Genomic DNA, 26243 nt, shown 5'->3' on the forward strand with positions numbered 1-26243 from the left:
GGGCGCGTCGGCGCGCGGCGCCTAAGCTGGCGCCCGCCGGGCGCGCCGCCGGCCCGACGAGGAACCGGATGCCATGAACCAACCCGAATCAGACGAGTCGGCGCCCGGCCGGCGCGGCCAGGGTGTGCGATCGCACGCGGCCGATGCGTTCGTCGCGGTGCGCGCGTGGGGGCGGCGGCGCCGCCGCGGGCTGCGCGCCTGCGCATGGACGCTGGCCGCGCTGTGGGGACTCTACCTGCTCGCGGCCAACGTCTTCCTCAACACCGAGGTCGGCGAGCGCGTCGTCAACCGCAAGCCGGAGCGCTTCCACGCCGAATGGCGCTGGGCGGCGAGCCTGTATCCCGGTCACGTCCACGTGCGCGACGTGCGCATGCGCGGGCGCTCGCGGGCGACCGGCTGGGAGGCCGAGGCCACCCGCGCGACCGGCCGCATCCAGGTGCTGCCGCTGCTGCGGCGGCAGGTCCGCATCGGCACCGTGCGCGCCGAGGATGTGGCGCTGGCCACCGACCGGTCCCGCCGCAGCGAGGAGGACGCGGCGCCGCCCGCGGCCGGCGCCGCGCCGCGGCGCTCGCCGTGGCGCCTGCGCATGGACGAGATCAGGACCGGCACGCTGCGCGGCCTGCGGTTCGACGATTGGCGTTTCGAGGGCGGCGGCGAGGCCGCGTTCGGCTTTTCCAAGGTGTTCGGCGGCGGTGCGCTGGAGATCTTCCCGTCCCGCCTGGACATGCCGCGCGCCTCGGTGCGGTACGGCGAACTGCGCGTGTTCGGGAACGGGCCGCTCCGCTTCGATCTGGCGCTGCCGCCGCACCGGCCGCAGGAGGCGCCGGGCCGGCGCAAGCTCGGCATCGCCGACGCGCGCCTGCAAGCGCACGGCGAGGTGCCGGGGCTGGCGCTGGTCGAAGGCGAGGACGGGCGCATCGGCTGGCGCATGGACGCCGAGCCGGGCCGGCTGGATGCCGACCTGGCCCTGGTCCGCGGCGAACTGCAGCCCGGCGGCAGCGTGCGCCTGCAGACGCGCCTGTCCACCGCCGGCGACGACGCCGCGCCGGCGCAGCGGCCGCTGCGGGTGGACGCGGAGATCGCCGAGGGCGGAGTGGAGGTGCGGGCGCGGATGCCGCGCCAGGCCGATCGCCCGGGTTTCGTCGAGGCGCGGCTGCGCAGCGCGCAGCGCCGGCTGGACGCCGAATCCGCGCTCGACTGGGTGCGCACGCTGTCCGGTCGCGTCGCGCTGGCCTGGCGGTTCGGCTCGCTGCGCTGGATCAACCCGCTGCTGCCGGCCGAGGGCTGGCTGCGCCTGCAGGGCGTGGCCGACGTCGAGGCCGACCTGCAGCTCGAGGCCGGGCGGCTGGCGCCGGGCAGCACCGCGCGCATCCGCGATGCCGAGTTGCGCGCGCAGGTGTTCGACAGCGTGTTCTCCGGCCAGGCCCGGGTGGACGCGCGGGTGGAGGGTGACGATGCGGCGCGGCGCACGCGGGTGGAGATCCTCGCCGAGCGCTTCGCCGTGGCCGCGCTGCGCGAACCGGACGCGCAGTACCTGCGCGGGCGCGACCTGCGGCTGGACCTGGAGGCCGACGGCGATCTGGCCGCGTTCCGCCGCAGCCTGCAGGCGCACCTGCGTTTCCAGGATGCGCAGATCCCCGACCTGCGCGTCTACAACCGCTATCTGCCCGGCGACAGCCTGCGCCTGCTGTCGGGCTCCGGCACCCTCGGCGGCGACCTGCGCATCGACCCGCAGGGCGAGGTGGTGCGGGGCGACATCGATCTGCGCGGGCGCGGGGCCGGCATCCGCGTCGGCGCCTCGGAGCTGCACGGCAACCTCTCGGTGGCCGGTGCGATGCGGCGGGAGCGCGAGGGCCGGCGCGACTACCGCCTGCAGCCGCTGCGCCTGCAACTGCGCCAGGTGCGCCTGGCCGGCGCCGACGACGCGCCCTGGTGGGCGGACGTGGATCTCTCGGGCGCGCGGCTGACCTGGCGCGAGCCGTTCGCGGTCGACAGCGACGTGCGCCTGCGGATGAAGGACGCGAGCCTGTTGTTGTCGCTGTTCGCCGAGCGCACCGCGTTCCCGCGCTGGATCGGCCGCATCGTCGATGCCGGGGAGGTCGAGGCCACCGCGCGCACCCGCGTGCGCGGCGGCGAGCTGATCGTGGACGGGCTGGAGGCGCGCAACGACCGCGTGGACCTGCAGGCGCGGCTGCGCGTGGCCGACGGCACGCCGCAGGGCGACCTGTACGCGCGCTGGGGCGTGCTGGGCGTCGGCGCCGAGCTGCAGGGCGGCGAGCGCCGGCTGCACACGCTCGGCGCCCGCGAGTGGTACCGCGCGCGCCCGCCGCTGCTGCCGCGCTGAGCGGGGGCGTCGCGCCGCGCGCCTACGCGGACGCGCCGGCGCCGGCGCGTCGCCGCGCGAAGCGCGCGCGCAGCCGCGCCAGGGCCAGGAACGCGGCGGGCGTGGTGTAGAGCGTCAGCCACTGGCTGACCAGCAGGCCGCCGACGATGGCGATGCCCAGCGGGCGGCGCATCTCCCAGCCTTCGCCGGTGGCCAGCATCAGCGGCAGGATGCCGAGCAGGGCGGCGATGCTGGTCATCAGGATCGGGCGGAAGCGCAGGCTGGCCGCCTCCAGGATCGCGGCCTCCGGCGTCAGCGCGCGCTCGCGCTGCGCGGCCAGGGCGAAATCCACCATCAGGATGGTGTTCTTCATCACCACCCCGACCAGCAGGAACAGGCCCAGCAGCGAGATCAGGTCGAGCTCGTTGCCGAACAGCAGCAGCGCCAGCAGCGCGCCGATGCCGGCCGAGGGCAGGATCGACAGGATCGCCAGCGGCAGCACGAAGCTCTCGTACAGCACGCCCAGCACCAGGTACACCGCCAGCACCGCGCCCAGGATCAGCCACAGCTGGCGCTCGCGCATCTCCTGCAGGCTGCCGGCCTCGTCGCCGAGCTTGGCGATCACCTCGGTGGGCAGCATGATCCGCGCCATCGCCGCATCGATCGCCTCGACTGCCTCGCCCAGGCTCACCCCCGGCGCCAGCGCGAAGCTGACGTCGGTGGCGACGAACTGCTCGCGGTGCCGGATCCGGTCCGGGGCCATGCCGTAGGACCAGGTCGCGAACGCCGACAGCGGCACCCGGCGGCCGTCGGCGCCGATCGCGTGGACCTGCTCCAGGGTGTCCGGGGTCTGGGTGTAGCGCGGGTCCAGCTCCATCACCACCCGGTACTGGTTGAGGCTGTCGTAGAGGGTGGCGACCTGGCGCTGGCTGAAGGCGTTGTTGAGCACCGTCGCGATGGTGCGCATGTCCACGCCGTAGCGGGCGGCGGCGTCGCGGTCGATGTCGAGCACGACCTGGCGCATGCCCTCGTCGCCGCTGGAATCCACGTCGGTCAGCTGCGGCAGCGCGGCCAGCGCGTCGCGCACCCGCGGGGTCCACTCGCGCAGCGGGGCGATGTCGCCGGACAGCAGCTGCAGGTCGTAGTTGCCCTCGTTGTTGCCGCCGCCGCCGCCGATGCGGATGTCCTGGTCCACCCACAGGCCGATGCGCCCGCCCGGGATCTTCGGCTCGCTGGCGCGCAGGCGGTCGATGACCTCGCGGCTGGAGACGCCGCGTTCGGCCAGCGGCTTCATCTGGATCATGATGAAGCCGTTGTTGACCCCGGTGTCGCCGCCGATGTAGCCGGAGATGTGCTCGATCGCGGGATCGGACATCAGCAGCTCGCGGTAGGCCGCGATCTTGGGCTGCATGACCTGGAACGAGAGGCCGTCGTCGCCGCGGGCGAAGCCGCGCAACTGGCCGGTGTCCTGCTGCGGCACGGTGCCCTTGGGCACCTGGCCGAACAGCCAGACGTTGAGCGCGATGGTGCCAGCCAGCGCCAGCAGCGCCAGCGGCACGTGGCGCACGGTGCGGCCCAGGGTGCGCAGGTAGGCGCCGCGCAGGCCCTCGAACGCCAGCCCGCCCAGGCGCTGCCAGGGCCCGACCACGCGGTCGGGGTCCTTGCGCCCGAGCAGGCGCGCGCACAGCGTCGGGGTCAGGCTCAGCGAGACCAGCAGCGAGACCGCCATCGCCGCCACCAGGGTCAGCGAGAACTCGCGGAACAGCCGCTCGACGAAGTCGTCCAGGAACAGGATCGACACGAACACCACCGCCAGCGCCAGGTTCATCGACAGCAGCGTGGTGCCGACCTCGCCGGCGCCGCGCATCGCCGCCCGCCACGGCGGCAGCCCCGCCTCGAGGTGGCGGGCGATGTTCTCCAGCACCACGATGGCGTCGTCCACCACCAGCACCGCCGCCACGATCAGCGCCATCAGCGACATGGTGTTGAGCGAGAACCCGGCCAGCCAGACGATCGCCAGCGCTCCCAGCAGCGAGACCGGGATCGCCAGTGTGGGCACCAGCGCCGCGCGCCAGCTGCCCAGGAAGGCCAGCACCACCAGCACCACCAGCGCGACCGCCAGCAGCAGGGTGTGCTCGGCCTCGCGCAGGGTGGCGCGGATCACCGGCGAGCGGTCCATCACCACCGCCATGTCCACGTCCGGCGGCAGCAGCGCGCGCAGCTGCGCCATCTGCGCGTGGATCGCGTCCACGGTCTCGATGATGTTGGCGCCGGGCTGGCGGCTGACGATCAGCAGCACCGCGTCGCGGTCGTTGTGGAAGCCGGCGGCGTAGCGGTTCTCGGTGCCCTCGGCGACCTGGGCCACGTCGCGCAGGTGGACCGGGCGGCCGTCGCGCCAGGCCACGATCAGGTCGCGGTATTCCTGCACCGCGCGCAGCTGCAGCTCGGCGCCCACCTGCCACTGGCGCTCGCCGGCGACCACCTGGCCCAGCGGCCGCAGCGCGTTGGCGTTGCGGATCGCCCCGGCGACCTCGTCCAGCGCGATGCCGTACTGGTTCAGCGCGTTCGGGTTCAGCGACACCCGCACCGCCGGCAGCGAGGCGCCGCCGGCCTGTACCTGGCCCACGCCCGGGATCTGCGCGATCTTCTGCGCGATCACCGTCGAGGCCACGTCGTAGACCTCGCCCGGCGACAGCCGATCCGAGCTCAGCGCCAGGCTCATGATCGGCGCCTGCGAGGGATTGATCTTGCGGAACTGCGGCAGACCCGGCATGCCGGCCGGCAACTGCGCCTGCGCGGCGTTGAGCGCGGCCTGCACCTCGCGCGCGGCCTCGTCGACGTTGCGGTCCAGCGAGAACTGCAGGTCGATGCGGGTGGTGCCCTGGCCGCTGCTGGAGGTGATGCGGGTGATGCCGGGGATGGTGCCCAGCGCGCGCTCCAGCGGCGTGGCCACGGTCGCGGCCATCGACTCGGGGCTGGCGCCGGGCAGGCTGGCGCTGACCTGGATCGCCGGGTAGTCCACCTGCGGCAGCGGCGCCACCGGCAGCATGCGGTAGGCCAGCATGCCGGCCAGCACCACCGCCACCGCCAGCAGCACCGTCGCCACCGGCCGCTCGATGAAGGCCCGCGACAGGTTGACCCGCGCGCTGTCCGCCGGTGCGTCCATCAGCGTGCGGGCGCCTGCGCGTCGGCGGCCGCCGCGCGGGCGCGGCGGCGGGTGAGGCGGTCGAAGAACAGGTAGATCACCGGCGTGGTGAACAGGGTCAGCACCTGGCTCACCAGCAGGCCGCCGACCATCACCAGGCCCAGCGGCTGGCGCAGCTCGGCGCCCGAGCCGCTGGCCAGCATCATCGGGATCGCCGCGAACAGCGCCGCCAGCGTGGTCATCAGGATCGGCCGGAAGCGCAGCAGCGCGGCGCGGTGGATCGCATCGCGCGGGGCCATGCCGCGCTCGCGCTCGGCCTCCAGGGCGAAGTCCACCATCATGATGCCGTTCTTCTTGACCAGCCCGATCAGCAGGATGATGCCGATCACCGCGATCAGGTCCAGGCTGCGCCCGGCCAGCAGCAGCGCGGCCAGCGCGCCGACGGTGGCCGAGGGCAGGGTGGACAGGATCGTGACCGGGTGGATGAAGCTCTCGTAGAGCACGCCGAGCACGATGTACATCACCAGCACCGCGGCCAGGATCAGCCACAGCGTGCTGGAGAGCGAGTTGCGGAATGCCTGCGCCGCGCCCTGCAGGCGCAGCTCGATCGCCGCGGGCAGGCCCACCGCGGCGCGCGCGGCCTCGATCTGCGCGACCGCCTCGCCCAGCGAGGCGCCGGGCGCGAGGTTGAACGACACCGTCGCCGCCGGGAACTGGCCGATGTGGCTGACCAGCAGGGGCGCGGTGCGCGTCTCGACCCGGGCGATGCCCGACAGCGGCGTCTGCCGGCCGTCGGCGGTGGCGACGTGGATGCGCCCGATCGCCTCCGGGCCTTCCTGGAAGCGGGTGCCGGCCTCCAGCACCACCCGGTACTGGTTGGCGTGGGTGAAGATGGTCGAGACCTGGCGCTGGCCGAAGGCGTCGTACAGCGCGTCGGCGATCGCCGAGACCGGGATCCCCAGCCGCGCGGCGGCGTCGCGGTCGATGTCGATCCAGGCCTGCAGGCCGCGATCCTGCTGGTCGCCGGCGACGTCGGCCAGCGCGCCCGTGCCGCGCAGGTGCTCGATCATCCGCGGCGTCCACTCGGCCAGCGCGGCGGCGTCGGGGCCGGTCAGCGCGAGCTGGTACTGGCCGCGGCTGACCCGGTCCTCGATCGACAGCTCCTGCACCGGCTGCAGGTACAGCGCCACGCCCTCCACCTGCGCGGCGCGCCGCTGCAGGCGGGCGATGATCGCCGGCGCGCCGGCCTCGCGCTCGGCGTGCGGGGCGAGTTCGATCAGGAAGCGGCCGGTGTTGAGGGTGGCGTTGCTGCCGTCCACGCCGATGAACGACGACAGCGAGACCACGTCCGGGTCCTCCAGGATCGCCGCGGCCAGCGCCTGCTGGCGCCGCGCCATCGCATCGAACGAGACCGTGGCCGGCGCCTCGCTGATGCCCTGGATCAGGCCGGCGTCCTGCGAAGGGAAGAAACCCTTGGGCACCGCGAGGTACAGCAGCGCGGTCAGCGCCAGCGTGGCCACGGTGACCCCCAGCATCAGCGGCTGCCGCGCCAGCGTCCAGCGCAGCGCGCGGTCGTAGCCGGCGACCACGCGGTCGAAGATGTCGCCCTCGGCGCCGGCCGCGTGCGTCGCGCGGGCGTCTTCGGCGGCGCCCGGCTCCGCGATGGCATGGCCGCGCCCGGCCTTGAGGAAGCGCGCGCACAGCATCGGCGTGAGCGTCAGCGAGACCACCAGCGAGATGCCGATGGCCACCGCCAGGGTGATGGCGAACTCGTGGAACAGCCGGCCGACCACGTCGCCCATGAACAGCAGCGGGATCAGCACCGCGATCAGCGACACCGTCAGCGAGATCAGGGTGAAGCCGATCTGCCGGGCGCCGTCGAGCGCGGCCTGCAGCCGCGACTTGCCCGCCTCCAGGTGGCGGGCGACGTTCTCCAGCATCACGATCGCGTCGTCGACCACGAAGCCGGTGGCGATGGTCAGCGCCATCAGCGTGAGGTTGTTGAGCGAGAACCCGGCCAGCAGCATGAAGCCGAAGGTCGCCACCAGCGACAGCGGCACCGCCAGGCTGGGAATGATCGTGGCCGGGATCGTGCGCAGGAACACGAACGTCACCAGCACCACCAGCACGATCGCCAGCACCAGCTCGTGCTGCACGCCGCGGATCGAGGCGCGGATCGACTCGGTGCGGTCGCTGAGCACCGCCACCTGGACCGCCTCGGGCAGGGTCGCGCGCAGCTGCGGCAGCAGCGCGTGGACGGCGTCCACGACCTCGATGACGTTGGCGCCGGGCTGGCGCTGGATGTTGACCAGGATCGCCGGCACCTCGCCCGACCAGGCCGCCAGGTGGCGGTTCTCCGGGCCCTGCGCCACCTCGGCCACGTCGCCCAGCCGCAGCGGCGCGCCGTCGCGCCAGGCCACGATCAGCGCGCGGTACTCCTCGGCCGAGCGCATCTGGTCGTTGGCGTCGAGCATGATCGCCCGGGTCGGCCCGTCGAAGCTGCCCTTGGGCATGTTGACGTTGGCCGCGGCGATCGCCGCGCGGATGTCGGCCATGCCGATGCCGGCGGCCGCCAGCGCGTTCGGGTTGGCCTCGATGCGCACCGCCGGGCGCTGGCCGCCGGCCAGGCTCACCAGGCCCACCCCGGGCAGCTGCGACAGGCGCTGGGCCATGCGCGTGTCCACCAGGTCGTAGACCTCGGGCAGGGCCATCGTGGCCGAGGTCACCGCGAGCGTCAGGATCGGGGTGTCGGCCGGGTTGACCTTGCGGTAGACCGGCGGCATCGGCAGGTCGTCGGGCAGGAAGCTGTCGGCGGCGTTGATCGCCGCCTGCACTTCCTGCTCGGCCACGCCCAGGTCCACGTCGAGCGAGAACTGCAGGGTAATGACCGAGGCGCCGCCGGAACTGCTCGACGCCATCTGGTTGAGCCCCGGGATCTGCCCGAGCCGGCGCTCCAGCGGCGCGGTCACCGCGCTGGTGGTCACCGTCGGGCTGGCGCCCGGGTAGAAGGTCAGCACCTGGATGATCGGGTAGTCCACCTGCGGCAGCGCCGCCACCGGCAGCAGGCGGTAGGCGAACAGGCCCGACAGCAGCAGCGCCAGCATCAGCAGCGTGGTCGCCACCGGGCGCAGGATGAAGGGGCGCGAGAGGTTCATGCGGCAGGACCGCTCATGGCGCCGGCGCGTCGTCGGCATCCGCCGGCGCGTCGGTCTGCACCACCTCCACCTTCGCGCCCTCGCGCAGGCGGTCCAGGCCCTCCAGCACCACGCGCTCGCCCGGCTGCAGGCCCTCCAGCACCGCCACCCGGCCGCCGCTGGAGGCGCCCAGCCGCACCGGCCGCACGCGCGCGGTGTCGTCGTCGTCGATCGCGTACACGTAGGTGCCCTGGCTGCCGAACTGCACCGCCGCGTCGGGGATGGTCAGCGCCTCGTCGTCGGCCAGCTGCAGGCGCACGTTGACCGACTGGTTCGGAAACAGCGTGTCGTCCTCGTTGGCGAACAGCGCGCGCAGGCGCAGGGTGCCGGTGGCGGTGTCGATGCGGTTGTCGATGCTGGCCAGGGTGCCGGTGGCCAGCCGCCGGCGCTCCTCGCGGTCCCACGCTTCCACCGGCAGTTGCCGATCGCGCCGTACCGCCGCGGTCAGCTCCGGCAGCGCGGTCTCCGGGATCGAGAACAGCACGCTGATCGGCCGCGTCTGCGCGATGCTGACCAGGCCCTCGGCGTCGCTGCTGCGGACCAGGTTGCCCACGTCCACCGTGCGCAGGCCGACGCGGCCGGCCACCGGCGCGACGATGCGGGTATAGCGCAGCTGCAGCCGCGCCTCGTCGACCGCGGCCTGGTCGATCTCGCGCCGGGCCTCGAACTGGCGCACCTGCGCCTCCAGGTTGGCCACGTCCTGCGCGGACACGTAGGCGTCGCGCGCCAGGTCGCGGAAGCGCTGCAGCTGGATGCGGGCGTTCTCCAGCTCGGCGAGGTGCTGCTTCTGCTGGCCCTCGGCCTGGGCCAGCCGGATCCGGAACGGCGCCGGGTCGATCTCGGCCAGCAGGTCGCCGGCCTCCACCGCCTGCCCTTCCTCGAACGCGATCCGCAGCAGCTCGCCGTCCACCCGCGAGCGCACCGTCACCGACTGCAGCGGCGTCGCCGTGCCCAGCGCCTTGAGCTGCACCGCCAGCGGCTCGCGCACCGCCGGCGCCACGCGCACCGGCGTGGGCGGGCGCTCGCCGCCGGGGCCGAAGCCGGGGCCGCCCGGCCCGGCCGCGGGCGTCTCGCCGTCGCCGCTGCAGCCGCGCCAGAGCAGGACGCCGGCCACCACGACGGCGGCGACGATCAGGAGGGGCTTGGTCTTGGAGGCGGTCATCGGCAGATCCGTCGGCGCGCGGCCCGTGGCGCCGGCCGCGGGAGCGCGGCCGGGGCGGGCGGGGCCGCGTCGGTACTGGGGGGCGGAGCGGGGCGCGCGCAACGCGCGCGGGCGACATGGTACAGGCCGCACGCGGGCGCCACCGGCGCCAGAAGTCATGCCCGCCGCCGGTCTCCGGCCGCGCCCGCGGCGACCGTTGCGGCGCGGGCGCTATAGTCGCCTGCCCGCCGCACGGACCGATCGCGTTGACCCACCTGATTGCCCTCGCCGCCGGCGGCACCGGCGGCCACCTGTTCCCGGCCGAGGCGCTGGCGCGCGAGCTGGTCGCGCGCGGCCACGGCGCGGTGATCTACACCGACGCGCGCGGCGCGGCCTACGCCCACGCGCTCGACGGCCTGCCGCACGTGGTGCTGCCCGCGCGCAGCCTGGCCGGCGGACTGGCCGGCAAGGCCGCCGCCGCCGGCACCATCCTGCGCGCGGCCTGGCGCGCGCGCGGCGACCTGCGCCGCCGCGGCGCCGCGGCGCTAGTCGGCTTCGGCGGCTATCCCAGCTTCGCCCCGGCGCTGGCCGCCAAGGCCTGCGGCCTGCCGCTGCTGCTGCACGAGCAGGGCGCGCGGCTGAGCCTGGCCAACCGCCAGCTGCTGCGCTTCGCCGACGCGGTGGCGGTTTCGTTCCCGGACACCGCCGGCCTGGACGGCGCGGCCGCGCGGGTGGTCGAGACCGGCAACCCGGTCCGCCGCGCCATCCTCGAGGCGCGCGCGCCGTATCCCGCGCTCGACGCGCAGACCCCGCTGCACCTGCTGGTGGTGGGCGGCAGCCAGAGCGCGGCGGTGTTCGGCCGCGTGCTGCCGCCGGCGCTGCTGGCGCTGCCGCAGCCGCTGCGGCGCCGGCTGCGGGTCGGGCTGCAATACCGCGGCGAGGACGCCGCCGAGTGCCAGGCGCGGCTGCGCGAGGCCGGCATCGACGCCGAGGTGCGGCCGTTCTTCGAGGACATGGGCGCGCGCCTGCGCGCGGCGCACCTGGTCGTGACCCGCGCCGGCGCGACCACCATCGCCGACCTGCTGGCGGTCGGGCGGCCGGCGATCCTGGTGCCGATCCCGCAGGGCGGCTCGCGCGACGAGCAGCGCCGCAACGCCGAGACCCTGGCCGCCGCCGGCGCCGGCTGGTGCCTGCCGGAGCCGGAGCTGGACGCGCCCGCGCTCGCCGCGCGGCTCGAGGCGCTGTTCGCCGATCCCGGGGCGTTGCCGCGCGCGGCCGCGGCCGCCGCCGCGCTGGGCCGCCCGCAGGCGGCCGCGCTGCTGGCCGACGCGGTGGAGCGGCTGCTGCCGCGCGCCGGCTGAGCGCGGCCGGTTGACGGCGGGCGCGCGCCGCGGAACCCTGCGCGGCGACGGCCCGCCCCGCAGGCCGCGGGGAGGGAGCGCCCTGGCAACGCAAGCGCACGATGTCGTCATCGTCGGCGGCGGCCACAACGGCCTGGTCTGCGCGGCCTACCTGGCCGCGGCCGGGCTGGACGTGCGCGTGCTGGAGCGCCGCGCCATCGTCGGCGGCGCCGCGGTCACCGAGGAATTCCATCCCGGCTTCCGCAACTCCACCTGCAGCTACACCGTCGGCCTGCTCGATCCGGCGGTGATCCGCGACCTGCGCCTGGCCGAGCACGGCCTGCGCGTGGTGCAGCGCCCGTTCGCCAATTTCCTGCCGCTGCCCGACGGCGACGCGTTCCGGCTCGGCGGCGCGCACACCGCGGCCGAGCTCGCGCGGCGCTCGCCGCGCGACCTCGAGCGCCTGCCCGCCTACGCCGCCATGCTCGCGCGCGCGGTCGCGGTGCTGCGGCGGCTGATGCACCGCACCCCGCCCAACCCGGGCGAGGCGATGACGCTGTCCGACTGGCTCGCCTCCTGGGAGGTGGCGCGCGCGCTGCGCGGGCTGGACCTGGCGGCGCGGCGCGATCTGCTCGAATTGCTCACCCGTTCCGCCGGCGACCTGCTCGACGCCTGGTTCGAGTGCGAACCGCTGAAGGCCGCGCTCGGCTGGGATGCCATCGTCGGCAACTTCGCCAGCCCCTACGCGGCGGGCTCGGCCTACGTGCTGCTGCACCACGTCTTCGGCGAGGTCGACGGCAAGCCCGGCGCCTGGGGGCACGCCATCGGCGGCATGGGCGCGATCACCCAGGCGATGGCGCGCGAGTGCCAGGCGCGCGGCGTGCGCATCGACATCCGCGCCGAGGTCGCGCAACTGCGCGTGGATGGCGGCCGCGTACGCGGCGCGGTCCTGGCCGACGGCCGCGAGGTGCTCGCCCGGCGCGCGGTGATCGCCAACGTCAACCCGAAGCTGCTCTACCAGCGATTGCTGCCGCGCGATGCGCTCGACGACGACACCGCGCGGCGCATCGACGCCTACCGCTGCGGCTCCGGCACCTTCCGCATGAACGTGGCGCTGTCGGAACTGCCGGATTTCGCCTGCGCGCCCGGCACGCGCCTGCAGCCGCACCACCAGAGCGGGATCCTGATCGGCCCTTCGCTGGCCTACTTCGAGCGCGCCTGGTTCGATGCGCGCTCCAAGGCGCACAACCCCGGCTGGGCGCGCGAGCCGGTGGTGGAGCTGGTGATCGCTTCTGCCCTCGACGACGGCCTGGCGCCGCCCGGCGCGCACGTGGCCAGCCTGTTCTGCCAGCACGTGCATCCGCAGGTGGCCGGCGGCTGGGACGCGCACCGCGAGACCGTCGCGCAGCTGATGATCGACACCGTCGACCGCGTGGCGCCGAACTTCCGCCGCAGCGTGATCGCGCATTCGGCGCTGTCGCCGCTGGACCTGGAGCGCGAGTTCGGCCTGGTCGGCGGCGACATCTTCCACGGCGCCCTTGGCCTGGACCAGTTGTTCAGCGCCCGGCCGCTGCTGGGGCAGGCCGATTACCGCGGTGCCATCGCCGGGCTGTACCTGTGCGGATCGGGCACCCACCCCGGCGGCGGCGTGACCGGCATCCCGGGCCGCAACGCCGCGCGCGAAGTCCTGCGCGACCTGCGCAGGCGGCCGCGACCGTCGCCGCCATGAGCGGTTTCGCGCATTCGCACGCGGCTGGCACCCATCGGCGGCGCCGCGCGCCACGCGTCCATCGCCGGGCACGAACGGCGCGATGGCAGCGGGTAATCGGTTACAACCGCATCGTGGCGCCAACCATACGCAGGTGTCTGTTTTCATTGCTTTTTGTACCCGCGGGTTTCGTTTTGCACTGCAGCGTGCATCGCCGCTGACACTTCGTTCACGATGGCTCCGCACCCGACGTGGGGGAGGGAGCAGAAGCCCGCAACCGGATTCCGGTCGCGGGCTTTTTTTGCTTTCGCTTCCGATCGCGGGACGCCGCAGCCGGCTTTCCGCCGGTCGGCGCGTGCCGCCGCTGCGCGACGTCCTGTTCGCTCCCGGTCGAGGCCGCCTGCCTAGACCCGGCGCGCGCCTTCGGGCCGAGCGTCATGACGGCAAGGTGTCGGCGACTGCCCGACGGCACGCGCCTGCGCGCGGGACCGGGAGCCGGCAACGCGGACGGATCGAGCGACGATCGGAGGCGGGGCGTTCGATGCCGTCCGGATCATCCGGCCTGAAATATGATTGCGCGACGATCAACGATGCAGCGAGGGCGCCGTGGCCCGTCCCGATCTCAACCTGCTCCTGGCCCTGGACGCCCTGCTGGAGGAAGGCAGCGTCGTCGGCGCCGCCAGACGGATGCACCTGAGTCCTCCGGCGATGAGCCGTACGCTGGGCCGCATCCGGGAGGCGCTGGGGGATCCGGTCTTCGTCCAGGTCGGTCGCAGGCTCGTGCCCACGCCCAGGGCGCTGGCGTTGCGAGAGCGCGTGCACCTGGCGGTCGAGCAAGCCGCGCGGGTGTTCGAATCCGGCGCCGAGATCGACCTCAAATCGCTGGAGCGGCGTTTCAACGTTCGCGCGACCGACGAGTTCGTGAGCATCCACCTGGGCCATCTGCTGGGTGCGATGGCCACCGAGATGCCGCGCGCGATGCTGCGCTTCTCGCCGGAGGAAGACGACGTCGACGAGGAGGCGTTGCGCAGCGGGCGCATCGATCTGTTCATCAGCGCCTCGCGCAAGCTGGGGCCCGAGATCCGCGTGCAGTCGCTTTTCACCACGACGTTCGTGGGGGTCGCCCGGGCGCGTCATCCGATCTTCGAGGACGAGATCACGCCTGAACGCCTCGTCCGCTGGGAGCACATCAGCGTGTCGCGGCGGGGGAAGGCGGTCGGGCCGGTGGATGCGGCACTGGAAGCGCAAGGGCTGCGCCGGCATGTCGCCCTGGTCGTGCCCAGCCCCTATACGGCGCTGTTCGCGCTGCAGGATTCGGACCTGCTGCTGCCGCTGCCCAGGCATCTGGCCCGCAGCGCGCTCGCCGCGGGCCTCGGCATCCGCCTGTTCGAACTGCCGACGCCACTGGAGACCGTGCTGCTGACGCAGGCCTGGCACCCTCGCCTGGACGAGGATCCGGCCCATCGCTGGTTGCGCGACACCATCCATGCCCTCTGCAGCCAGGACGAGGCGCCGGTGCCGGGCGGGCGCAGGGCCGAGCGGCCGCGCGCGGGACGAGTGCGTTGAGCGCATCCTTCGAGCTGCAATAAATTCACTTTTCGGAACGATCGGCCCTTCCTACAGTGATGCGATTCATCGCTGCGGAAGGGGTCTCTCGTTGCATTGCGCGAACGCGCCTTCGGCCTCTCCGGCCATCCCGCCCCACCGGCGTGCCCAGTTGCGGGAACGGCTCGCGCGCGGGCTGCTGCGGCTCGACCTGACCACGCCGCGCGCGACCTACGCGATGCGTTCGATCCTGGCCGCGTGCCTAGCGCTGGTGGTCGCCTATCTGCTGGACCTGCACGCCCCCTATGCGGCGGCCTCCAGCGTGCTGCTGGTCATCAACCCGGTACAGGGCGCGGTGATCGGCAAGGGCGTGTGGCGGGTGCTGGGCACCCTGGCCGGCATGCTGGCGGCGTTCGTCCTGCTGAGCGCCTTCGGGCAGATGCCCGGGTTGTTCCTGATCGGCTTCGGCGCATGGCTGGGCCTCTGCGTGGCGGGCATGACCCTGCTGCGGCATTTCAGGGCCTACGGCGCCACGCTCGCGGGCTACACGGTGGGACTGGCGGCCTATGGCGCCATGGAGCATCCGGAGCTCGCCTTCGACCAGGTGATGGGGCGCGGTGCGTGCGTGCTGATCGGCGTGGTGTGTCTGGCGGTGGTGTCGGCGCTGTTCAGCGCCCGCAGCGTGCGCAGCCGCCTGGCCGCGCAGCTCGCTCGCCTGGCGGCCGCCACCGCCGGCGTCCTTTCGACGCACCCTCAGGCCCTCCAAGGCAGCGGCGTGCCGGGCGGCCGCCCCCTGGACGCAGGCCGGCGCAAGCTGATCGTCGAGACGTACGGCGTGGACGACCTGCTGGCGCTGGGCAGAGCCGAGTCGGCCGACCTGGCGCATCGCGCCGGCGCGGTGCGGCAAACGATGGTGGCGCTGTTTTCCGCGCTGGTCGGCGGAACGCCGCCCATGCGCGAACACAGCGCCAGCCTCGACGCGCTGAAGTCGCTGCAGACCGACTGGGAGCGGACCTGGCGGCAGGCCGAGCGTGTCCTGTCGCAGGCGCCCGATGCCCGCGGCGCGGCGCGCGCCGCCCGGATCCTGGCCGGCCTGCGTGCGCGGCTGGCGTCGATGCTCGCCAACGCGCGGCTCGACGACGCGTCCGAGCATGCCGCGCTGACGATCGCGGGCGATCGCCTGGTCGAGCAGCTCGACGACTACCTCGACGCCCTCGACGCCCTCGGCCGCTTCCATCGGACCAGGCCCGCCGCGGCGCGCGTGTCCGTGCCGTTCCACCGCGACGCTTCGGCGGCGATCCGCAACGGCGCGCGCGCCATGCTGACCGTGGCGATGGGCGGTGCGTTCTGGATCGCCACCGGCTGGACGCACGGCAACATGATGCTGGCCGGGCTGGCGGCGGCCTGCGCGCTGCTGTCCACCGCGCCGAATCCCGCGCTCGGCGCCATCGAGTTCATCAAGGGCACGGTGGCCGCGGCGGCCATGGCCTTGCTGTGCACCTTCGTGGTGTTGCCGCACGTGGTGGGATTGCCGCTGCTGCTGGTGGTCCTGGGCCTGTTCTGGCTGCCCGGCGTCTGCGCCACCACGGTGCCCCGGCACGCCCTGGCCGGCGTCGCCTACCTGGTGGCCTTCACGACGCTGGCGGCGGCGGACAACCCGATGCGCTACGACTTCGCGACGTTCCTCAACGCCGCCGCGGCCTGGATCCTGGCGACGTGCTTCGCGCTGCTGGGGTTCAGGATCGTGCTGCCGCGCGACCCGGCGCGCGACGTCGCGCGCCTGCGCCGGCGCATCCGCGACGAGGCGCTGGCGACCTTGCGCGGCGAGCACGCCGATGCGAAGGCGTGGCAATGGCGCCAGCAGCATCGCATCGCGCAGCTCGGTGCGTTGCTCGGGAATCAGCCGCAGGCGATGGATCGCGCCATCGCCCGGGCGCTGGCGGACCTGCACCTGGGGCGGGAGGTCCTGGGCCTGCGACGCCGGCTGCGGCAGTCGCCGGTCGACGCCGCGTGGCCCCGCGTGCTGGAGACGGCGCTGCACCGCATGCGCCGGCGCGCCGGCGATCCCGCGCGAGCCGCACGCCACGCCCGTCGCGCCGCGAGCGCCTTGCGGCGCCTGCCGCCAGGGTCGGGCGCCGCGCGGGCCGAAGCGCAACGGCTGGCGGCCGTGCTGCTGGACATCGCCGCGCTGCTGGAGGACCACGCCGACGACGGTCCGCACGCCCCGGGAGCCCACGCCCATGCTCGCTGAGTGTTCGTTGGCCGGCATCTACCTGCCGCCGTTCTTCGTCTACGCCTGCACGGCGCTGCCGATCTACCTGGGCATCCGCTTCGCGCTGGCGCGCAGCGGGCTGCTGCGCTGGGTCTGGCATCCGGGCCTGTTCGAGTTCGCCGTTTCCGTTTGCCTCGTCTCGCTGTTGGTGCTCTATGTCTGAACGCATGTTCCAAGCCAAGCAATGGTTGCGGGTCGGGCTCACCGTCTCGCTGGTCGTCGCCGCCGCCATCCTGGTCGTCGCGCTCTGGCGCGCCTACGTCGTCGCGCCCTGGACCCGCGATGGCCGCGTCAGCGCGCAGATCGTGCGCATCGCGCCCGAGGTGTCCGGCACCGTCGTCGAGGTCGCGGTCGCGGACGATCAGTACGTCGAGCGCGGCGAGATCCTGTACCGCATCGACAGCGCCCGCTTCGCGCTGGCGTTGGCCCATGCCGAAGCGCAACGGGCGGCCGCGGAAGCGTCGTTGCGGCAGAAGACCGGGGAGGCGCGGCGGCGCCGGGGCATGGAGGGCCTCGTGGCCGCCGAGGACATCCAGCGCGCGCGCCAGGCGGTGGCCATCGCCCGGGCCGAGCTGCGCAGCGCGCAGGTCGCCGTGGACCGGGCGAAGCTGGACCTCGCGCGGACCGTGCTGCGCGCGCCGACCGACGGCTACGTCACGCGCCTGCGCTTGAACGATGGCGACTACGCCGTGGCGGGTCAGCCGAACATCGCCTTGATCGACGCCGACAGCTTCTGGATCACCGGCTACTTCGAGGAAACCAAGCTGCGCGGCATCCGGCCCGGCGCCGCGGCGCGGATCCGCCTGATGGGTTTCGACGAGGTGGTGCCCGGCCGGGTGGCGAGCATCGGGCGCGGCATCGCCGATGCCAATCAGCAGGCCGATGCGCAGGGCCTGCCGAGCGTGGCGCCCACCTTCAGCTGGGTGCGGCTGGCGCAACGCATTCCCGTGCGCGTCGAGTTCGAGCGCGTCCCGCGCGATGCGGTGCTGGTGGCCGGTATGACCGGCAGCATCGAGGTCGCCCCACCGGGCGGCGAACCGGCGGCCCGGGGCCGGCTCGTCTCGCTGCTGCACCGCTGGTTGTGAGGCGCGGCATGCGCGCATCGTGCTCCCATGCCTGCCCGCGCCGGCACGCGGCGCTGGCGGCCTGCCTGCTGGCGGGCCTGTCCGGCTGCGCGACGGTGGGCCCCGATTACCGCGCGCCGGCGCTGGACGCGCCGGCGAACTGGATCGAGGCCGACGCCACCCGGCCCGGCGGCGATCGCGACGACCTGCGCGCATGGTGGCGCGCCTTCCAGGATCCGCTGCTCGACAGGCTGGTCGATCGGGCCTTGGCGCATCACCAGGACCTGGACATCGCCCTGGCGCGCCTGCGGCAGGCGCGCGCCGTGCGGATACAGGTCGCCTCGGCCGCCATGCCCGAGCTGTCGATCGGCGCTGCCGGCGAAGCCGCGCGCGGCAGCGATGCGCTCGACTCGCCGCCCGGCGGCCGCGCCAGGGCCTGGCACCTGGGGTTGGATGCCAGCTGGGAGCTGGACCTGTTCGGCCGCACCCGCCGGGCGGTCGAGGCCGCCGACGCGGGCATCCAGGCGCTGGTCGAGGATCATCGTGCGCTGCAAGCGAGCCTGGTGGCCGAGCTGGTGTCGGATTACGTCGGGCTGCGCGCCGCGCAGCTGCGCCTGGCGATCGCGCGCGAGAACGTCGGCACGCTCGTCGACGCCGAGCGCTTGGCCGAGCGCGCGTACCGCAGCGGCCTGGGCACGCTGGCCGACGTCATGCAGGCGCGCGCCGAGCGCGAAACGGCGCAGGCGCAGCCGCCGTTGCTGGAAGCGGACATCGCACGCCTCGGCCATGCCATCGGCATCCTGACGGGCGGGTTCCCGGGCGACTGGCGCGCCGCCCTGAGCGCGCCGGCGCCGCGCTTGCCCCGGCCCGCCGGCCTGCCGCTCTGGCTGCCCTCGGACGTCATACGTTCGCGCCCCGACCTGCGGGCGGACGAACGACGCCTGGCCGCCGCCACCGCGCGGATCGGCGTCGCGCAGGCCGGACGGTTTCCCGCGTTCCGGATCCCGCTGGGCATCGGCACCGCGGCCAGCGCCATCCACGATCTGTTCTCGGGCGCCGGCCTGGCGTGGTCGGCGGCGATACAGGGCAGCCGGTCCGTCTACGATGCGGGCCGGGCGCGCGCGGGGGTGGCTGCGGCGCAGGCCGATGCCGACGCAGCGCGAAGCGTGTACGAGCGCGACGTGCGCGCCGCGCTTGGCGACGTGGAGGACGCATTGACGGCATGGACCACCGAGCGCCAGCGGCAGGTTTCATTGCGGGAGGCCGCGGCCGACAGCCAGCGCGCCCTGGAGCAGGCGACCCGGCGCTATGCCGCTGGATTGAGCGCCTACCTGCCGGTACTCGTCGCGCAGCGCGCCCTCCACCAGGCGCGCGACGCGCTGGCGCTCAGCGAGCTGGCGGAGCTGCAGGGCGTCGTCGCCTTGTACAAGTCCCTGGGCGCCGGCTGGACGGACGCGGCGCCGGAGCCCGCGACCGCGGGATCGGAGGCGCCCGAAACCACGGCGACGCGATGCACCGGCGCCGCCGGGCGATCGGCATGGCCGGCGTGCGGCCGGGCGGGCGCGCCCGTGCCGGCGCGGTAGGGGCGCCGGCGCGGCGATGCGATAATCGCCCGGCGAGCGCCGCGCCGCGGCGACGGTAGGACAACCCAGTGAGCGAGATCCTGATTCCCGTCTCGGCGGGCGAACTGGCCGACAAGATCACCATCCTGGAGATCAAGGCCGAGCGCCTGGACGATCCCGGCAAGCTGGCGCACGTGCGCACCGAGCTCGAAGGGCTGCGGCCGCTGTGGGCGCCGCTGGAAGCCGCGCAGGCGGAGCTGGCCGCGCGCAAGGCCGAGCTGAAGGCGGTCAACGCGCGCATGTGGGACATCCAGGACGGCCTGCGCGAATGCGAGCGCGCGCAGGACTTCGGCGACGGCTTCGTGCGGCTGGCGCGCGCGGTGGCGACCACCAACGGCGAGCGCGTGGCGCTGAAGAACGCGATCAACCGCCTGGCCGGGTCGAGCTTCGTCGAGGAGAAGGCCTACAAGGCGCAGGACGGCGGCGCCGGATAGGCCTGCGGCCCGCCGCGCCGCGGCTTGCCCGGCGGGATGCCACAATCGCGGCGATGGACACCGCCTCCCCGCCAGCGCCGCCGCCGGGCGACGCCGCGCTCGATGCCCTGGCCGCGCGCGCGATCGAGCGCCTGCGCCATGCCGCCGGCGAGCGGGCGATCCCGTTCGACGACCCCGTCTTCGCCGCACGGCTGGCGCGGGTGGCCTGGGCCAGCGACTTCGCCATCGACACCTTCGAGCGCCAGCCGGCGCTGCTGGCGGCGCTGGCGCGCGACGACGGCGCCGCGCCCTGGCCCGAGCCGGATCTGTCGCAGGGCGGCCGCGAGGACTGGGCGCGCGCGCTGCGGCGCTGGCGCGCCGCCGTCTCCGCGCGGCTGGTCTGGCGCGACGTGCTCGGCCTGGACGACGTCGACGCCACGCTCGCCGGCGCGACGGCGCTGGCCGAGCGCTGCCTGCAACTGGCGCACGACGCGCTGGAGGCGGAGTTCGTCGCCCGCCACGGCGCATTGCGCGATGCCGATGGCGGCGTCGTGCGGCTGGTGGTGTTCGCGCTGGGCAAGCTGGGCGGCGGCGAGCTCAATTTCAGTTCCGACGTCGATCTCGTCTACGCCTATCCCCGCGAGGGCGAGAGCGACGGGCCGCGCCCGCTCGCCGCCGAGACCTGGTGCGTGCGCCTCGGCCAGGCGCTGGCGAAGCTGCTCGACGAGACCACGGCCGACGGCTTCTGCCACCGCGTCGACCTGCGCCTGCGGCCGTTCGGCAATGCCGGGCGGCTGGCGCTGAGCTTTCCGGCGATGGAGCTGTACTTCCAGCGCGAGGGCCGCGACTGGGAGCGCTACGCCTGGCAGAAGGCGCGGCCGGTGGCCGGCGACCTCGCCGCCGGCGAGGCCTTCCTGGCCGAGCTGCGGCCGTTCGTGTACCGCCGCTACCTGGATTTCGGCGCGCTCGATGGCCTGCGAGCGATGAAGGCGGCGATCAGCGCCGAGGTTGCGCGGCGCGAGCTGGAGGACGACGTCAAGCGCGGCCCCGGCGGTATCCGCGAGATCGAGTTCTTCGCCCAGGCCCTGCAGCTGATCCACGGCGGCCGCGAACCGGCGCTGCGCGAGCGCCGCCTGCAGCCGGCGCTGCGCGCGCTGGCCCGGGCGCGGCACGTGCCGCAGGCGACCGCCGACGGGCTGCTCGCGGCCTACCGCTGGCTGCGCCGGCTGGAGAACCGGCTGCAGATGCTGCGCGATGCGCAGGTGCACGCGCTGCCGGCCGAGGCGACCGACCGCCTGCGCATCGCCGCGGGTCTCGGCACCGATTGGCCGACGCTGGCCGAAACGCTGGCACGGCACCGCGCGACGGTCTCGGCGGCGTTCGGCTCGCTGCTCGGACGCGAACGCGCGCTCGCCGCCGGCGACGAGGGACTAGCCGGCTACTGGCGCGGCCTGCCCGAGGGCGGCGACGCCGCGCCGCTGGAAGCCGCCGGCTTCGGCGAGGCGCAGGCGGTCGATGCCGCGCTGCGCGACTTCGCCCGTTCGCCCGGCGTGCGCGAGCTGCCGGACATCGCCCGCGCCCGGCTGGAGCGGGTGATGCCGGTGCTGCTGCAGGCCAGCGCCCCCGCCGACCGGCCGCTGATGGCGATCCGCCGGCTGCTGGCGCTGCTGCACAACATCCTGCGCCGTTCCAGCTACCTGGCGCTGCTCGACGAACGCCCCGCGGCGCTGGCGCGGCTGGTCGATCTGGTGACCCGCAGCGCCTTCCTCGCCGAGCGCGTGGCCGCGCACCCGCTGCTGCTCGACGAACTGCTCGACGTGCGCGCGGAAGGCCCGCTGCCCGACCGCGACGCGCTGCGCCAGGCGTGCGTGGCGGCGCTGCGCCGCGACGACCTGGAGGACGCGCTCTACGCCCTCAACGAGGTGCGGCAGACGCTGAGCTTCCGCATCGCGCTGGCCACGCTCGACCGCCGCCAGTCGGCGCAGGACAGCGCCCGCCAGCTGGCCTGGCTGGCCGATGGCGTGGTGGAGGCGGTGCTGGCGCTCGCGCGCCGCAGCCTGGTCGAGGCGCACGGCGGGATCGCGGGCGCCCGCTTCGCGGTGCTGGGCTACGGCAGCCTCGGCGGCGAGGAACTGGGCGTGGGCTCCGACCTCGACCTGGTGTTCCTGTACGACGCGCCGGAAGACGCCCAGTCCGACGGCGCGCGCCCGCTCGATCCGATCCGCTGGCACGCGCGGCTGGCGCAGAAGATCGTCGCCCTGCTGGGCACGGTGACCGGCGCGGGGCGACTCTACGAGGTGGACATCCGCCTGCGCCCCGACGGCGCCAGCGGCCTGCTGGTGTCCTCGCTGGCGCGCTACGCCGAATACCAGCGCGAGCGCGCCTGGACCTGGGAGCACCAGGCGCTGGTGCGCGCGCGCGGCGTGGCCGGCGATGCCGGCCTGCTGGCCGATTTCGAGGCGGTACGCGCCGAGGCCCTGGCGCGCCCGCGCGAGGCGGACGCGCTGCGCGAGGACGTGGCCTCGATGCGCCGCCGCATGCGCGCCGAACTCGACCGCAGCGGCGAGGACCGGTTCGACCTCAAGCAGGGCGAGGGCGGTCTGGTGGACCTGGAGTTCCTGCTGCAGTACCTGGTGCTGCGCGAATCGCACGCGCGCCCGGCGCTGCTGGCGCCGCGCGCGACGCCGGCGCTGCTGGCCGCCGCGCGCGACGAGAGCCTGCTCGACGCGGAGGCCGCCGCCGCGCTGCTCGACGCCCACGCCACCCTGCTCGCACTGGGCCTGGCGCAGACCCTGGACCGGCGGCCGCGGCTGGTCGCCGACAGCGCCCCGCTGCAGCGGGCCCGCGCCGCCATCCGCGCCGCGGCCGCGACCGTGGGCCTGGCCGTCGATGGCCAGGCGGCCGAGCGGCCCGCGTCGCCCTGACGCGGAGCGGCGCGCCATCCAGGGCCGGTCTTCAGGCCCTGGGGCGTATCGACATTCGACCCGCAGCGCCGAAGCAATCCCATCTCCCGCAAGCGGGCGCATGCCGCTCCTTCTCCCGCAAGCGGGTTCATGCCGTCCCTTCTCCCGCTCGGCACCTTCCCCCGCTTGCGGGGGAAGGAAAATCAGGATGGTCCCCGCTTGCGGGGGAAGGGAAAAACGCAGCGCTCCCCGCTTGCGGGGGAAGGAAAAACGGAGCGCTCCCCCCGCTTGCGGCGAAAGGCAAGCGCGTTCGCACGCTGCATGCCGATACGGCCCGGGAGGACGAACAGCGCATCGGCGCATGAGCGCCGATGTCGCCGGCGGCGGGTCAGCGCAGCGCCAGCCGCTCGCGCACCAGCGCGGCGATGCGCGCGGTCTCGCGCAGCGGTTCGGCCTCGAAGGGCGCCAGCGCGTCGTCCACCGGGCGCACGCGGCCGCGCGCGAGCAACGCATCCAGGAAGCGGCGCGGGCGGCCCCCGAGCCGCTCCGGCTCGAACACGAACACCGGTGCGCGCGTGGCGCAGGCTTCCGAAAGCATGTTCACCGAGTCGGGCGTGCAGACGATGCGGTCGGCCCAGGCGAGCAGGCCGGGGTAGGGGTTGCGGCCGTCGGCCTCGCCGGTCCAGCGCAGGCCGGGCGCGCCGGCGGGCAGCGCGCGCAGCGCCGCCGCGAGCGCGGCCGGGGTGCGCCGCGAGGCGGTCGCCAGCAGGCTGCCGCCCTCGCGCGCCACCGTCCGGGCCAGCCGTGCGAGCAGGCGCGCGAACGCGTCGGCATCGAGCCGATAGTGGCGGCTGGGACCGCCGACCAGCAGCGCGGTGCGCGGGCCGGGCAGCGCGCCGAGCGCCGGGAAGGCCTCGCGCGCGGCCCGCAGCCAGGCGTCGTCCACCGGATGCAGGCTGCCCAGCGGCGCCAGCACGTTGGCGCCGGCGAGGCCGTCGTGTTCGGGGGCGATCACCAGGTCCCAGTGCCGCGGGTCGATGCGCGGATCGAGGATCTGCACGCTGCGCGCGCCGGTCGCGCCGGCCAGCCGCGTGGCCAGCGCGGCCTGACGGCCGCAGCCGATCGCCAGCAGCGGCGGCGCCGCCAGCGCCTGCGCGAAGTCCGGGCCGAACGCGCCCCGGCTGCCCGGCAGCCGCCGCGGCGCGCACCAGCGCCAGGGCGCGCGCGCGCGCAGCGTCCAGGCCCGCATCGTGCCCGCGGCCAGCGCTTCGCCCAGCGCCGCGGCCTGGCGGACGTTGCCGGCATGGCCGTCGCTCAGCGTCCACACCGTGCACGCGAGGTCGTGCGCATCGCCGGGCCGAGCATGTTCCAAGGGCGTGACCTTCCGTTCCGGGCGCCGCGGCTGCGGCTTCACCGCGGGAACTCTACACTTGCCCTCCCGTTCACGCCGCGGCCCGCCCGCAAGGATCCTCTTCGATGGCCATCCTCGACGACACCGCGCTCGACCAGCTGTTCCGCACCGCGCGCACCTACAACCGCTTCTCCGGCGAGATCGACGACGCCACCCTGCACCGGCTCTACGAGCTGCTGAAGTGGGGGCCGACCAGCGCCAACCAGTCGCCGGCGCGCTTCGTGTTCGTGCGCTCGGCCGAGGCGAAGAAGAAGCTGGAGCCGGCGCTGGACGAGGGCAACCGCGCCAAGACCATGAGCGCGCCGGTGGTGGCCATCGTCGGCTACGACGAGGACTTCCACGAAAAGCTGCCCTACCTGTTCCCGCACACCGACGCCAAGAGCTGGTTCGACGGCCCGCGCGAGGGCCGTCACGACCACGCCTTCCGCAACGGCACCCTGCAGGGCGCCTACCTGATCCTGGCCGCGCGCGCGCTCGGCCTGGACACCGGTCCGATGACCGGCTTCGATGCCGCCAAGGTCGATGCGGCCTTCTTCGCCGGCACCGCGATCCGCTCCAACTTCCTCGTCAACCTCGGCAAGGGCGATCCGGCCAGCATCTTCGACCGTTCCCCGCGCCTGTCCTTCGACGAAGCCTGCCGCATCCTCTGACCCGTCCGCCCCACGCAAGAAGGAGCTTCCCATGCAGACCGCAATCCTCAAGCGCCGCGCGCTCGCCAGCCTGCTGGCGCTGGCCGCCGGCGCCGCCTTCGCCGCCCCGGTAACCTACGAGATCGACCCGGCCCACACCGACGTGATCGCGCAGTGGAGCCACTTCGGCTTCTCGAACCCGATCGCCCACTTCGGCGAGGTGGACGGGCGCATCGTCTACGACCCGGAGAACGTATCCGCCTCCAGCGTCGAGGTGACGTTGCCGATGTCGGGCCTGAACTCGCACGTGCCCAAGTTCGACGAGCACCTCAAGAGCGCCGACTTCTTCGACGCCGAGCGCTACCCGCAGGCGACCTTCAAGTCCACCGCCGTCGAGGCCGCCGGCGAGGGCCGCCTGCGCGTTGCCGGCGACCTGACGATCAAGGACCAGACCCGCCCCGTGGTGCTGGACGTCGTGCTCAACAAGGTCGGCGCGCACCCGATGACGCAGCGGCCGACGATCGGCTTCGACGCCACCACCACCCTCAAGCGCACCGACTTCGGGCTGGGCCTGTACGCGCCGAACGTCAGCGACGAGGTGCAACTGCGCATCACCACCGAGGCCAGCGCGCCCGCCGCGGAATAGGCTGTCCCCGCGTCGCCGCCGACGCCCCCGCTCGCGGGGGCGTCGCGCTGTCCGGCCTTCGCATTGCCCACGTTCCGCAGGAGTCCCGCATGCCTCTCTACCGCCCCGGCGCCGGCCGCGGCCGCCTGTCCCACGACGGCGTGGCCGCCGTCCACAGTTTCTCCGCCGGCGGGTTCGTCGATCGCGCCTGGATGGGCTTCGGCGCGTTGCGGGTGCTGGCCGAGGAAACCTTCGCGCCAGGCGCCGCGCCGCCGGCGCAGCGGCGCGCCAACATGCGCCTCCTGACCTGGGTGCGCTGCGGCGCGCTGGCCTGGTCGGATGGCGACGGCGAGGCCGGCGAGCTTTACGGCGGCGGCGTGCAACTGCTCGATGCCGGCCGCGGCACCGAGCAGGTCGAGCGCAACCTGTCCGACGAGCACCCCGTCGAACTGCTGCGGCTGTGGCTGCAGCCGCCCGCGCTCAACACCCCGCCGCGGCGGATCGCCGGCAGCGCCGATCCGGCGGCGCGGCCCGGATGCTGGTGCCCGCTGCTGGACGACGAGGCCCTGGCGCCCGCGCGGGCGAGCGCCGCGCGCGTCGCGCCCGGCGAGGCGATCGAACTGCGCCTGGCGCCCGGGCGCTGGACCTGGCTGCACGTATTGCACGGCCGCAGCGCGCTCGGCGCGCAGGCGCTGGCCGCCGGCGATGCCGTCGGCTGGACCGACGAACCCGGCGTCCACATGCTGGCCGCCCTCGACGGGCCGCTGGAACTGCTGCGGATCGAAGTGCCGGCACCCGTCTAGGGCCCGTTGGGCGCCCAGGTGTGCCCTCTGCCGCAAAGCAGGGTCATCCCGATCCCTTCTCCCGCAAGCGGGGCCGGATGAGGGCCGCTTTACACGCCTGCGGCG

At 74.4% G+C, this 26243-nt stretch carries 17 protein-coding genes; 13 read left to right on the top strand and 4 right to left on the bottom strand.

The features are described 5' to 3' along the window. The first annotated feature begins 73 nt into the window (after positions 1-73). Positions 74-2344: a hypothetical protein gene (locus Z164_RS0102620; protein ID WP_024889189.1), complete on the top strand. Its 2271-nt coding sequence runs from the start codon at positions 74-76 to the stop codon at positions 2342-2344. Between the two features lie 22 nt (positions 2345-2366). Here the strand turns inward: Z164_RS0102620 and Z164_RS0102625 are convergent, their stop codons facing one another. The 3 genes from Z164_RS0102625 to Z164_RS0102635 are packed head-to-tail and all read right to left on the bottom strand — an operon-like array spanning position 2367 to position 9824. Next, a complete protein-coding gene (locus tag Z164_RS0102625) occupies positions 2367-5489 on the bottom strand; it encodes an efflux RND transporter permease subunit (protein WP_024889190.1) in 3123 nt (1040 codons plus the stop codon). Continuing rightward, on the bottom strand, positions 5489-8623 hold the full coding sequence (locus tag Z164_RS0102630; protein ID WP_024889191.1) for a multidrug efflux RND transporter permease subunit: 3135 nt from the start codon (positions 8621-8623) through the stop codon (positions 5489-5491). Before Z164_RS0102630 ends, Z164_RS0102625 begins: the two co-directional genes overlap by 1 nt. Positions 8624-8636: 13 nt before the next feature. Next, the gene (locus tag Z164_RS0102635) at positions 8637-9824 is read right to left on the bottom strand and encodes an MdtA/MuxA family multidrug efflux RND transporter periplasmic adaptor subunit (RefSeq protein WP_024889192.1); all 1188 of its coding nucleotides are present in this window, start codon (positions 9822-9824) and stop codon (positions 8637-8639) included. A 245-nt stretch (positions 9825-10069) separates the two neighbouring features. On the opposite strand from Z164_RS0102635, the gene Z164_RS0102640 reads away from it, so the two are divergent. The 9 genes from Z164_RS0102640 (at position 10070) to glnE (ending at position 22691) form a co-directional block, all read left to right on the top strand. After that, complete coding sequence (locus tag Z164_RS0102640) at positions 10070-11164, top strand: UDP-N-acetylglucosamine--N-acetylmuramyl-(pentapeptide) pyrophosphoryl-undecaprenol N-acetylglucosamine transferase (protein WP_052338335.1); 1095 nt, start codon at positions 10070-10072, stop codon at positions 11162-11164. An 82-nt stretch (positions 11165-11246) separates the two neighbouring features. Then, positions 11247-12872 carry a phytoene desaturase family protein gene (locus tag Z164_RS0102645; RefSeq protein ID WP_024889194.1) on the top strand — a complete coding sequence of 542 codons (1626 nt, stop codon included), beginning with the start codon at positions 11247-11249 and terminating at the stop codon, positions 12870-12872. Positions 12873-13424: 552 nt separating this feature from the next. After that, a complete protein-coding gene (locus tag Z164_RS0102650; RefSeq protein ID WP_321166279.1) occupies positions 13425-14417 on the top strand; it encodes a LysR family transcriptional regulator in 993 nt (330 codons plus the stop codon). A 151-nt stretch (positions 14418-14568) separates the two neighbouring features. Continuing rightward, complete coding sequence (locus Z164_RS0102655) at positions 14569-16647, top strand: FUSC family protein (RefSeq protein ID WP_024889196.1); 2079 nt, start codon at positions 14569-14571, stop codon at positions 16645-16647. Next, on the top strand, positions 16637-16831 hold the full coding sequence (locus Z164_RS0102660) for a DUF1656 domain-containing protein (RefSeq protein ID WP_024889197.1): 195 nt from the start codon (positions 16637-16639) through the stop codon (positions 16829-16831). The genes Z164_RS0102655 and Z164_RS0102660 overlap by 11 nt, the downstream gene beginning before the upstream one ends. 4 nt (positions 16832-16835) lie before the next feature. Next, the gene (locus Z164_RS0102665; protein WP_024889198.1) at positions 16836-17753 is read left to right on the top strand and encodes an efflux RND transporter periplasmic adaptor subunit; all 918 of its coding nucleotides are present in this window, start codon (positions 16836-16838) and stop codon (positions 17751-17753) included. A gap of 8 nt (positions 17754-17761) precedes the next feature. Then, positions 17762-19315 carry an efflux transporter outer membrane subunit gene (locus Z164_RS0102670; RefSeq protein WP_024889199.1) on the top strand — a complete coding sequence of 518 codons (1554 nt, stop codon included), beginning with the start codon at positions 17762-17764 and terminating at the stop codon, positions 19313-19315. Positions 19316-19383: 68 nt separating this feature from the next. Then, entirely contained in the window at positions 19384-19788 is a 405-nt protein-coding gene (locus Z164_RS0102675) for a DUF6165 family protein (RefSeq protein ID WP_024889200.1), read from the top strand. Positions 19789-19841: 53 nt separating this feature from the next. Further along, entirely contained in the window at positions 19842-22691 is a 2850-nt protein-coding gene (glnE, locus tag Z164_RS0102680; protein WP_024889201.1) for a bifunctional [glutamate--ammonia ligase]-adenylyl-L-tyrosine phosphorylase/[glutamate--ammonia-ligase] adenylyltransferase, read from the top strand. Between the two features lie 367 nt (positions 22692-23058). On the opposite strand, the gene Z164_RS0102685 is transcribed toward glnE, so the two are convergent. Continuing rightward, on the bottom strand, positions 23059-24042 hold the full coding sequence (locus Z164_RS0102685) for a mitochondrial fission ELM1 family protein (RefSeq protein ID WP_024889202.1): 984 nt from the start codon (positions 24040-24042) through the stop codon (positions 23059-23061). A gap of 104 nt (positions 24043-24146) precedes the next feature. Here Z164_RS0102685 and Z164_RS0102690 point away from each other — a divergent pair, with 104 nt between their 5' ends. The 3 genes from Z164_RS0102690 to Z164_RS0102700 all read left to right on the top strand — a co-directional run bounded on the left by Z164_RS0102690 (position 24147) and on the right by Z164_RS0102700 (position 26138). After that, entirely contained in the window at positions 24147-24731 is a 585-nt protein-coding gene (locus tag Z164_RS0102690; protein ID WP_024889203.1) for a malonic semialdehyde reductase, read from the top strand. 31 nt (positions 24732-24762) lie between these two features. Further along, a complete protein-coding gene (locus Z164_RS0102695) occupies positions 24763-25356 on the top strand; it encodes a YceI family protein (RefSeq protein WP_024889204.1) in 594 nt (197 codons plus the stop codon). Positions 25357-25445: 89 nt separating this feature from the next. Then, the gene (locus Z164_RS0102700) at positions 25446-26138 is read left to right on the top strand and encodes a pirin family protein (protein WP_024889205.1); all 693 of its coding nucleotides are present in this window, start codon (positions 25446-25448) and stop codon (positions 26136-26138) included. Positions 26139-26243: the final 105 nt, after the last annotated feature.

Origin of the sequence: Luteimonas huabeiensis HB2 (assembly GCF_000559025.1) — a bacterium.
Classification (GTDB): domain Bacteria; phylum Pseudomonadota; class Gammaproteobacteria; order Xanthomonadales; family Xanthomonadaceae; genus Luteimonas; species Luteimonas huabeiensis.

Bases quoted from the DNA above. Each gene is read 5' to 3' on its own strand.
- Z164_RS0102620 (WP_024889189.1), top strand. From the start codon at position 74: ATGAACCAACCCGAATCAGACGAGTCGGCGCCCGGCCGGCGCGGCCAG.
- Z164_RS0102625 (WP_024889190.1), bottom strand. From the start codon at position 5,489: ATGGACGCACCGGCGGACAGCGCGCGGGTCAACCTGTCGCGGGCCTTC.
- Z164_RS0102630 (WP_024889191.1), bottom strand. From the start codon at position 8,623: ATGAACCTCTCGCGCCCCTTCATCCTGCGCCCGGTGGCGACCACGCTG.
- Z164_RS0102635 (WP_024889192.1), bottom strand. From the start codon at position 9,824: ATGACCGCCTCCAAGACCAAGCCCCTCCTGATCGTCGCCGCCGTCGTG.
- Z164_RS0102660 (WP_024889197.1), top strand. From the start codon at position 16,637: ATGCTCGCTGAGTGTTCGTTGGCCGGCATCTACCTGCCGCCGTTCTTC.
- Z164_RS0102665 (WP_024889198.1), top strand. From the start codon at position 16,836: ATGTTCCAAGCCAAGCAATGGTTGCGGGTCGGGCTCACCGTCTCGCTG.
- Z164_RS0102670 (WP_024889199.1), top strand. From the start codon at position 17,762: ATGCGCGCATCGTGCTCCCATGCCTGCCCGCGCCGGCACGCGGCGCTG.
- glnE (WP_024889201.1), top strand. From the start codon at position 19,842: ATGGACACCGCCTCCCCGCCAGCGCCGCCGCCGGGCGACGCCGCGCTC.
- Z164_RS0102690 (WP_024889203.1), top strand. From the start codon at position 24,147: ATGGCCATCCTCGACGACACCGCGCTCGACCAGCTGTTCCGCACCGCG.
- Z164_RS0102695 (WP_024889204.1), top strand. From the start codon at position 24,763: ATGCAGACCGCAATCCTCAAGCGCCGCGCGCTCGCCAGCCTGCTGGCG.
- Z164_RS0102700 (WP_024889205.1), top strand. From the start codon at position 25,446: ATGCCTCTCTACCGCCCCGGCGCCGGCCGCGGCCGCCTGTCCCACGAC.